The following is an 8,502-nucleotide window of genomic DNA, read 5'->3' on the forward strand; positions in this document are numbered from 1 at the left end:
CCGGGTTGACCGTCTCCACCGCCGCCAGGATGGCCACCTTGGGCTGGTCGATGCCGGCGATGCGCGCGAAGTCGATGGCGTTCTGGATGATGTCTTTCTTCTCCATCAGCGTGGGCTGGATGTTGAGCGCCGCGTCGGTGATGAGGATGGGCTTGCGGTACAGCGGCACGTCGAAGCGGAAGACGTGCGACATGCGCCGCCCCGTGCGCAGCGCCTTTTGCGACAGCACGGCGTGGATGAGCTCGTCGGTGTGCAGGCTGCCCTTCATGAGCATCTCCACCTCGCCCTTGGCGGCCATTTCGGCGGCCTTCTCGGCGGCGGCCTCGGAGTAGGGCGTGTCGATGATGCGCACGTCGCCCAGCTCGATGCCGGCTTCCTTGGCCACGTGGCGGATGCGCACCTCCGGGCCGATGAGCACGGCCTCGATCAGGCCCAGTTGCGCCGCGTCGATGGCGCCGGACAGCGACTCCGGGTCGCAGGGATGCACCACCGCGCACTTGGCCGCGGGCATGTCAGCCCCCAGGGCCAGCAGCGCGCGCAGGCGGGCCTGCGCGTCGAAGAGGTGGATCTTGGGCGCCTTGTTGCGCTGCACCTTCACCTTGGTGGTGGGGGCCAGCACGCGGGCCTTGCCGTAGAGCACGCAGGCGCCCTTCTGGTTGACGACCTCGCAGTCCAGCTCCACGCGCTTCTTGGCGTCGTCCTTGGCGGCGACCTTGACCGTCACCGTGAGCGTGTCGGCGATGCGCACGGGCTTGGTGAAGTGCAGGTCCTGCTCAAGGTAGATGGTGCCCGGGCCGGGGAAAACGGTGCCCAGCAGCGCGGAGATGAGCGAGCCGCCCCACATGCCGTGGGCGATGACGCCGTGGAACAGCGTGTCGGCGGCGTACTCGGCGTTGAGGTGGGCGGGGTTGGTGTCGCCGGAGACGGCGGCAAAGGCCTGGATGTCCTCGTTGCTGATGGTGCGCGTGAGGGTGGCGGTCTGTCCGACGCTGATCTCGTCGTAGGTGACGTTCTCGATGTAGTCGGTTTCCAGCAAGGCGTTCATGGCGGTGTGTTCCCGTTCGAGTTGTTCGGTGTTCGCGGCGCTGAGGCTCAGGCCACGGCGTGGCAGCCGCCGTCCACGTAGATGGTCTGGCCGGTCATGCCGGAGGCGGCGTCGCTGCAGAGGAAGTTGGCGAGCTGGGCGATCTCGTCCAGCGTCACCAGGCGGCCCAACGGGGCCTTGGCCACCGAGGCGTCCACCAGCTCGTCGAAGCCGGCGATGCCCGACGCCGCGCGGGTGTGGATGGGGCCGGGCGAGACGGCGTGCACGCGGATGCGCTGCGGGCCCAGCTCCACGGCCATGTAGCGCACCAGCGATTCCAGCGCGGCCTTGACCGGGCCCATCAGGCCGTAGTGCGGCACGGCCTCGTCGGCGCCCAGGTAGGTCATGGTGACGATGGCGCCGCCCTGCGTCATGTGCGGGGCGCACAGCTTGGCCAGCTCGGCCAGCGAGTGGCACGAGACCTCCATGGCGCGCGCGAAGCCCGTGGAGGAGCTGTCGATGACGCGGCCGTGCAGGTCTTCCAGCGGGGCCCAGGCGATGGAGTGGACGATGAAGTCCAGCCGGCCCAGCTTTTCCACGGCGAAGTCCACCAGCGCCTGCAGCTCGCCGGGTTGCTCGACGTTGCAGGGCTTGAGCGCAATGCCCGCGGGCTCGGTCAGCGGCGCAACGAAGCGCGTGGCCTTCTCGTTGAGGCAGGAGACGACCACGTCGGCCCCCTGCAGCTTGGCCAGCTCGGCGCAGCCCCAGGCGATGCTGTGCTCGTTGGCCACGCCCACGATGAGGCCCTTCTTGCCGGCCAGGCTCATGCGCGAGGTGCGCGCGGTGCCGTTGGCGGTGGAGGTGGAGAGGTCGGCGGTGTTGACGGCTTGGTCCATGGTGTGTGTTCCCGGTTCGTTTCGTTGGTGCTCTCAGCCTCGTATTGGCCAAAAGCGCGGCTTGTTGGGGGCGCGCCTGCCCTGACGGCAGCAGGCGGCGTCCCGTGTTGTGGTGATGCTTTTGTGAAGCCGGCGGCTACAGCGTCATGCCGGCGGTGGACTGCGTGAAACCTTCGCGGCGCAACTGCGCGTCGGCCGCGGCCAGCAGCTCGTGCACGGCCGGCGCGCCCACCACGGCCGCCAGACGGCTGCACAGCTGCCAGCGCAGCACCAGCAGCGCGCGCAGCTCGTCCCACAGGTGCGAGACGCGGCGCTCCGGGCCGCGGTAGTTGCGCCCGCCGCCTTCGCTGCGCCGCTCCGTGGCCACCGCGGAGGTGGGCGGGCGTTGCAGGATGCGTTCGACGTCCGCCGGCGTGTCCAGCGGGGCGCGCAGCGCGATGGCCAGTTGCACGATGCGGCCCTGCAGCGCCTGCAGCTCGGCGTCCAGGCGGTGCAACAGGTCGGTCTCGGGCCGTTCGCCCAGCAGCGCGGTGTGCGACTCAATCCGCATGGCGCACGTGCACGTATTGGCCGGGGGCATCGTCCAGAGCCACGTCCTTGGGCAGCGGCGGCAGCGCCACGCGCGGGCCGCTGCGCTGGGCCAGCCAGGCGCTCCAGGCTTCCCACCAGGAACCCTCGTGCGCAGGAGCGCCCGCGGCGTAGTCCTCCGGCGCCACGTAGGCCTGACCGGGCTCACGGCTGGCGAGCTGGTAGCTGCGCCGCGCGTGGCCGGGCTCGGAGACGATGCCCGCGTTGTGCCCGCCGCTGGCCAGCACGAAGGTGGTCTCGGTGTCGGTGAGCAGGTGGATCTTGTAGACCGACTTCCACGGCGCCACGTGGTCGCGCGCCGTGCCCACGATGAACATGGGCGCGTGCAGGTCCGACAGCGCCACCGCGACGTCGCCCACGCGGTAGCGGCCCGTGGCCAGCGCGTTGTTCAGGTAGAGCGACTGCAGGTACTCCGAGTGCATGCGCTCGGGCAGCCGCGTGACGTCGGCGTTCCAGCTCATGAGGTCGTTGGGCTGGTCGTCCTGGCCCAGCAGGTAGCGGCGCACGTTGCGCGCCCAAATCAGGTCGCGCGAGCCCAGGAACTGGAAGGAGCCGGCCATCTGCCGCCCGCTGAGGAAGCCGGTGCGGGCCATCTCCTCGCGCAGCGTGCGCAACTGGTCGTCGTCGATGAACACGCCCAGCTCGCCCGGTTCGGTGAAGTCGGTGAGCGTGGCCAGCAGCGTGACGCTTTGCAGCTGCGGCAGGTCGGCGATGTCGGACTGGCGGCGCAGCGGGTGCGCCTCGCCCGCGGCGTGGTGGCCGGCCAGCGCCGCCGCCACGATGGACAGGAAGGTGCCGCCCAGGCAGTAGCCCGCGGCGTGCAGGCGCCGCGTGCCACTGGTGCGCGCCACGGCGGCCATGGCGTCCATCACGCCGCTGCGCAAGTAGTCGCGCATGCCCAGGTCGCGGTCGGCGGCGTCGGGGTTGCGCCAGGAAATGATGTAGACCACGTGCCCTTGGCTCACCAGGTAGCGCACCATGGAGTTCCCGGGCGAGAGGTCCAGGATGTAGTACTTCATGATGCAGCTCGGGACGATGAGCAGCGGCTCCGGGTGCACCGTCTCTGTCGTGGGCTCGTAGCGGATGAGCTCTATGAGGTGGTTGCGGTAGACCACCTTGCCGGGCGTCACGGCCACGTCCTGCCCCACGCGGTAGGGCAGCGGCGGCAGCGCGGCGGCGGCGGCCTCGCCGTCGCCGGGTTGCTTGGTGGCTTGCTCGGCCAGGTCGCGCGTCAGCAGCCGGCTGCCCGCGGCCAGGCTCTGGCCGGCGCTGTCGCGCAGCGCCTGCTGCACCTGCGGGTTGGTGGCGGCGAAGTTGGAGGGCGACATGGCGTCCAGCCACTGCCGGGTGAAGAAGTTCACCAGGTGGCCGTGGTGGCGGGCCACGCCGTCAAGCTGCACGGCCTGTTCCCACCAGGCGCAGGCCGCCTTGTACTGGTTCTTGTAGACGTTGAAGGGCCACTGTTCCCACGCGGGGTCGCGAAAGCGCTCGTCGCTCTCGGGGCGCTTGGGCGCATCGGCCGTGGGGCCCGCGGCCGGCCCGGCTGCGCTCAAGAGCTTGGCGGCCTGCTGCGCCAGCGTGGACTGGCGCCCGGGAGACGCGGCCAGGTGCATGGCCCAATCCGCCCAAGCCAGCGAAAGGCTGATGGGCGACAGGCCGCCGGACACGCGCGAGAGCATGGCGTGCGCGGCCTGGTCCATGCGCTCGGCGGCGCTGGGCGTGGCCGCCGGCACGGGCGCCAGGGCTTGGGCGATTTGCGCGGTCAGCGCGGGCGGCACGGCCATCGCCAGCGGGCTGGCAAGGGTGCTGGTGGAAGACGCGACTTCTTTGGTCATTGCTTGTCGGCGGGGCATGAGGGTGGGAGTTCTCTGTAATTGCTTGGCCACTACTATCAATTGAATGGCAGCTTCCAAAGGAAGCAAATGCGGCCAGGAAATCCGCTATTTCTGTCGCCGGTTGGAAAAATTTCTCGGCTTATCTCGGTTTGTGAAAAATGCAGGGTGGCCAGGATTTCTCATTGGAAGGGCGAATTATTGCCGCGCCGTGAAACGCATCACGCACGCGCGCGCAGTCCATGAAATTTTCGCTGCGTATTGAGCAAGATCAAGATTGAAGTAATTCGTAGGTTATTCAAGGTCATGGAGTTTTGCAAATTCCCATCCTGCTGTCCGGCATTTGGCTCGGATATTTCGGTATCGGCAGTCTGCGCACGGGATTGAGGCGGTCCAGGTAATTGAATGCCGGTATGCGCCTGCGCGGCATGCGGCTTGCAACGGCCCCGCCATGCCACGCAGCACCCGATTGCCGGAGCGCCCGGCTTCGCCCGCAGCCCAAGCGCTTGCCGTCGCCGCGGCACGGCAGGCCGATGAACCGCCGCGTCGCGCGGTGCTGGCGCTGTTCAGCGCGGTGATGCTGCCCATGTTTCTGGCCGCGGTGGACCAGACGCTGCTGGCCACGGCCACGCCGCGCATCGCGGCCGATTTCAGTGATTTGGGCGACACGGCCTGGATCGCCATCGGCTACCTGATCGCCGCCACGGTGACGGCGCCGCTGTACGGCCGCTTGGGCGACCGCTTCGGCCGCCGCCGCATGCTGCTGGCGGCCTTGGCGGTGTTCGCCCTGGGGTCGCTGGCTTGCGCACTGGCGCGCGGCATGGGCGCGCTGATCGCCGCGCGGCTGCTGCAGGGCTTGGGCGGCGGCGGCCTGATGGTGCTGTGCCAGGCGCTCATCGGCGAGCTGGTGCCGCCGCGGCTGCGCCCGCGCTACCAGGCGTATTTCGCCATCGTCTTTACCGCCTCCAGCGTGGGCGGGCCCGTCATCGGCGGGCTGGTGGTGCACCACGCCGACTGGCGCTGGCTGTTCCTGGCCAACGTGCCGCTGTGCGCCCTGGCCGCCTGGCGCGTGCTGCGCTTGCCGCCCAGCGGCACGGCACCGGCGCTGCGCGGCGCGCCCACCGACCCGCTTGGGCTGCTGCTGTTCGTGGTGACGGCGGTGTCGGCGCTGCTGTGGTTCAGCCTGGCTGGACACCGTTTCGGCTGGCTGTCGGCCGCCAGCGTGGGGCTCGTCGTCCTGACCCTGGGTGCCGGCACCGTGCTGCTGCGCCAGCAGCGCCGCCACGCCTCGCCCTTTTTGCCGCTGGAGCTGCTGCGCTTGCCCGGCGTGGGCTGGATCTGCGGCACGGTGCTGGTGTTCGCGGCCAGCATGTTCGCGCTGGTGTTCCTGCTGCCCATTCAGTTGCAGCTGGGGCACGGCGCCAACGCGGCCGACGCGGGGCTGCAGATGCTGCCGCTCACGCTTGGGCTGGTGGTGGGCTCCACGCTCAACGGCCGCATCACGGCGCGCACGGGGCTGCCCACGCGCATGCCGCCCCGGGGCTTGTCGCTATCGGCACTGGCCTTGGGCGTGCTGGCGCTGGCGCCGTCCTCGCCCGCGCTGCTGGCGGGTGCGGCGGCGGTGGTGGGCCTGGGTTTCGGCACGGTCATGGCCAGTGCCCAACTCGCCACCCAGACCCTGGCCGGCCGCGAGCGCCTGGGGGCCGCGGCGGGCCTGCTGTCACTCACGCGCTCCTTGGGCGCGTCGCTGGGCACGGCCATCTTCGGCGGCCTGGCCTTCGTGCTGCTGCACGTCAGGCCCGGGGGGGAAGGTGCGGCGCAGGCGCTGCCCACGGACCTCTCACCCCAGGCGCTGACGCAGGCTTTTCACGTCGTCTACGGCGTGCTGGCGGTGTTCGTGGCGGCGGGAGCGTGGATCGCCTCGCGCGTGCCCAAGGTGCACCTGGAGGCCGGCGTCAAGGCCGAGCCGGCCGGAGAGTGAGGCGCGCTGCGTGGGCGGCTCAGAGCCGCGCCAGCATCTCCCGCGTCACCAGCGTGATGCCCTGGTCGGTGCGCTCGAAACGACGGGCGTCCTCCAGCGGGTCGTCGCCTATGACCAGCCCGTCCGGCAGCTCGCAGCCGCGGTCCACCACCACGCGGTTGAGCCGCACGCCGCGGCCCAAGCGCACGTAGGGCAGCAGCACGGCGCGCTCGGCCTGCGCGCCGGCGTCCACGTGCACGCTGGAAAACAGCACCGAGCGCGTCACCCGCCCGGCCACGATGCAGCCGCCGGAGACCAGCGAGTCCGTGGCGTTGCCGCAGTCGCTGCGGCCCATGCCTATGAACTTGGCCGGCGGTAACTGCGGCTGGAAGGTCAGGATGGGCCAGCGCTGGTCGTACATGTCCAGCGCGGGCTGCGCGGCGGTGAGGTCGATGTTGGCGTCCCAGTAGGCGTCTATCGTGCCCACGTCGCGCCAGTAGGGCTCGCCGCCGCTGCCCACCACGCCGCTGCGGCTGAAGGGGTGGGCCCGCGCCACGCCCTGGCGCACGGCGTTGGGAATGATGTCGCGGCCGAAGTCGTGGCTGGAGTTCTCGCTCTGCACGTCGCGCGCGAGCTCGCGGAACAGGTACTCGCGGTTGAAGATGTAGATGCCCATGCTCGCCAGCGAGGTCTGCGGCTGCCCGGGCAGGGTGGGCGGATCGGCGGGCTTTTCCACGAAATCGGTGACGAGCCAGTCCTTGTCTACCGCCATGACGCCGAAGGCGCTGGCGTCGGCGCGCGGCACCTCGATGCAGCCCACGGTGACTTCCGCGCCGCTGGCGGCGTGGTCGGCCAGCATCACGGCGTAGTTCATCTTGTAGACATGGTCGCCGGCCAGCACCACGACGTAATCCGGGCGGTAGCTGCTGATGATGTCCTCGTTCTGGTAGACGGCGTCGGACGTGCCGCGGTACCAGTTTTCCTCGTCTATGCGCTGCTGCGCAGGCAGCAGGTCGACGAACTCGTTCATCTCCGCCTTGAGAAAGGCCCAGCCGCGCTGCAGGTGGCGCAGCAGGCTGTGGCTCTTGTACTGGGTGATGACGCCGATGCGCCGTATGCCGGAATTCAGGCAGTTCGACAGTGCAAAGTCGATGATGCGGAACTTGCCGCCGAAATAAACCGCCGGCTTCGCACGCCGGTCGGTGAGCTGCTTGAGCCGCGTCCCGCGTCCGCCGGCCAGCACCAGGGCCACCGTGCGCTTGGGCAGTTCCAGGGTTCGCGCGAGATCGTTTGCCGCCATGGCCTCTCCTGTAGTTGTGAGCGGCAACGGCAATCCCCATGCCCTGCAGGACCCGGGAAGAGTCCTGTAGCAAGCGGCGCGCCGGGGAGGCCTCCTCCATCAGGAAGCGTGTGCGCCAGGGAAGACGGCAAAAGGGCGCCCCGTTGGGCGCCCTGGCGTCGCGTGCCGGCTGGCGGTCAGCGCGGCAGCACGAAGGTGGTCTTTTCGTCCAGCGTGCGCACCGGTTCTCCGTCGTGGGCTGCACGTTCGATGGTGAAGTGGATCTCGTGTGCGCCGGCCGGTGTGGCGGCGGCCGTCTCCGGCGGCACGCGCAGCGACACGGTGGCCCACTGCGCCTCGGCCGGGCCCAGCGTCATCTTCACCGGCTCGGCCAGTTGCAGCCCCGGCAGCCCGGCCACCGACACGGCGTAGGTCTGCGGCGCCTCGGCCGCGTTCATGACCTGCAGCCGGTAGACGTTCTCCACGAAGCCGCCCTCGACCTGGCGCGCCAGCGTCGAGCGGTCGCGGACGATGTCGGCCTTGAACGGCGTGCGCGTGGCGATGCTGAGGCCCACGGCAATGCAGATGGCGATGAGGATGCCGGTGTAGAGCAGGATGCGCGGGCGCAGCACGCGGGCGAGGACCTGGCCGTGCGTGAGGTGCCTCTGCAGCCCGTTTTGCGTGTCGTAGCGCACCAGGCCGCGGGCGTAGCCCATCTTGTCCATCACCTCGTTGCACACGTCCACGCAAGCGGCGCAGCCGATGCACTCGTACTGCAGGCCCTTGCGGATGTCTATGCCGGTTGGGCAGACCTGGACGCACAGCGTGCAGTCGATGCACGAGCCCAGGCCGGCCCGGGCCGGGTCCACCTTCTTGGAGCGCGAGCCGCGTGGCTCGCCGCGCTCGGCGTCGTAGCTGATGAC

The 8,502-nt window shown here is 69.9% G+C and carries 7 protein-coding genes; 1 reads left to right on the plus strand and 6 read right to left on the minus strand.

Features of this window, described 5'->3' with window-relative positions; translation table 11 throughout:
• The 4 genes from ALA01S_RS29340 to ALA01S_RS29355 form a co-directional block, all read right to left on the minus strand.
• A partial coding sequence (locus ALA01S_RS29340; RefSeq protein WP_066343037.1) for a bifunctional enoyl-CoA hydratase/phosphate acetyltransferase occupies window positions 1-1,045 on the minus strand: 1,045 nt, incomplete at its 3' end.
• A gap of 47 nt (window positions 1,046-1,092) precedes the next feature.
• Window positions 1,093-1,851, minus strand: coding sequence for an enoyl-ACP reductase FabI (gene fabI / locus ALA01S_RS29345; RefSeq protein ID WP_066343047.1), 759 nt, complete (start codon window positions 1,849-1,851; stop codon window positions 1,093-1,095).
• 205 nt (window positions 1,852-2,056) lie between these two features.
• Window positions 2,057-2,470, minus strand: coding sequence for a hypothetical protein (locus tag ALA01S_RS29350; protein ID WP_066343040.1), 414 nt, complete (start codon window positions 2,468-2,470; stop codon window positions 2,057-2,059).
• A complete protein-coding gene (locus ALA01S_RS29355; RefSeq protein WP_084268070.1) occupies window positions 2,460-4,343 on the minus strand; it encodes a PHA/PHB synthase family protein in 1,884 nt (627 codons plus the stop codon). Before ALA01S_RS29355 ends, ALA01S_RS29350 begins: the two co-directional genes overlap by 11 nt.
• Before the next feature lie 448 nt (window positions 4,344-4,791).
• On the opposite strand from ALA01S_RS29355, the gene ALA01S_RS29360 reads away from it, so the two are divergent.
• Entirely contained in the window at window positions 4,792-6,321 is a 1,530-nt protein-coding gene (locus ALA01S_RS29360; RefSeq protein ID WP_084268071.1) for an MFS transporter, read from the plus strand.
• 19 nt (window positions 6,322-6,340) lie between these two features.
• Here the strand turns inward: ALA01S_RS29360 and glgC are convergent, their stop codons facing one another.
• On the minus strand, window positions 6,341-7,600 hold the full coding sequence (gene glgC, locus ALA01S_RS29365; protein WP_066343044.1) for a glucose-1-phosphate adenylyltransferase: 1,260 nt from the start codon (window positions 7,598-7,600) through the stop codon (window positions 6,341-6,343).
• 176 nt (window positions 7,601-7,776) lie between these two features.
• On the minus strand, window positions 7,777-8,502 hold a 726-nt coding region (locus ALA01S_RS29370; RefSeq protein ID WP_305765092.1), incomplete at its 5' end, for a FixG Ig-like domain-containing protein.

The organism is Azohydromonas lata NBRC 102462 (assembly GCF_001571085.1).
Classification (GTDB): domain Bacteria; phylum Pseudomonadota; class Gammaproteobacteria; order Burkholderiales; family Burkholderiaceae_C; genus Azohydromonas; species Azohydromonas lata.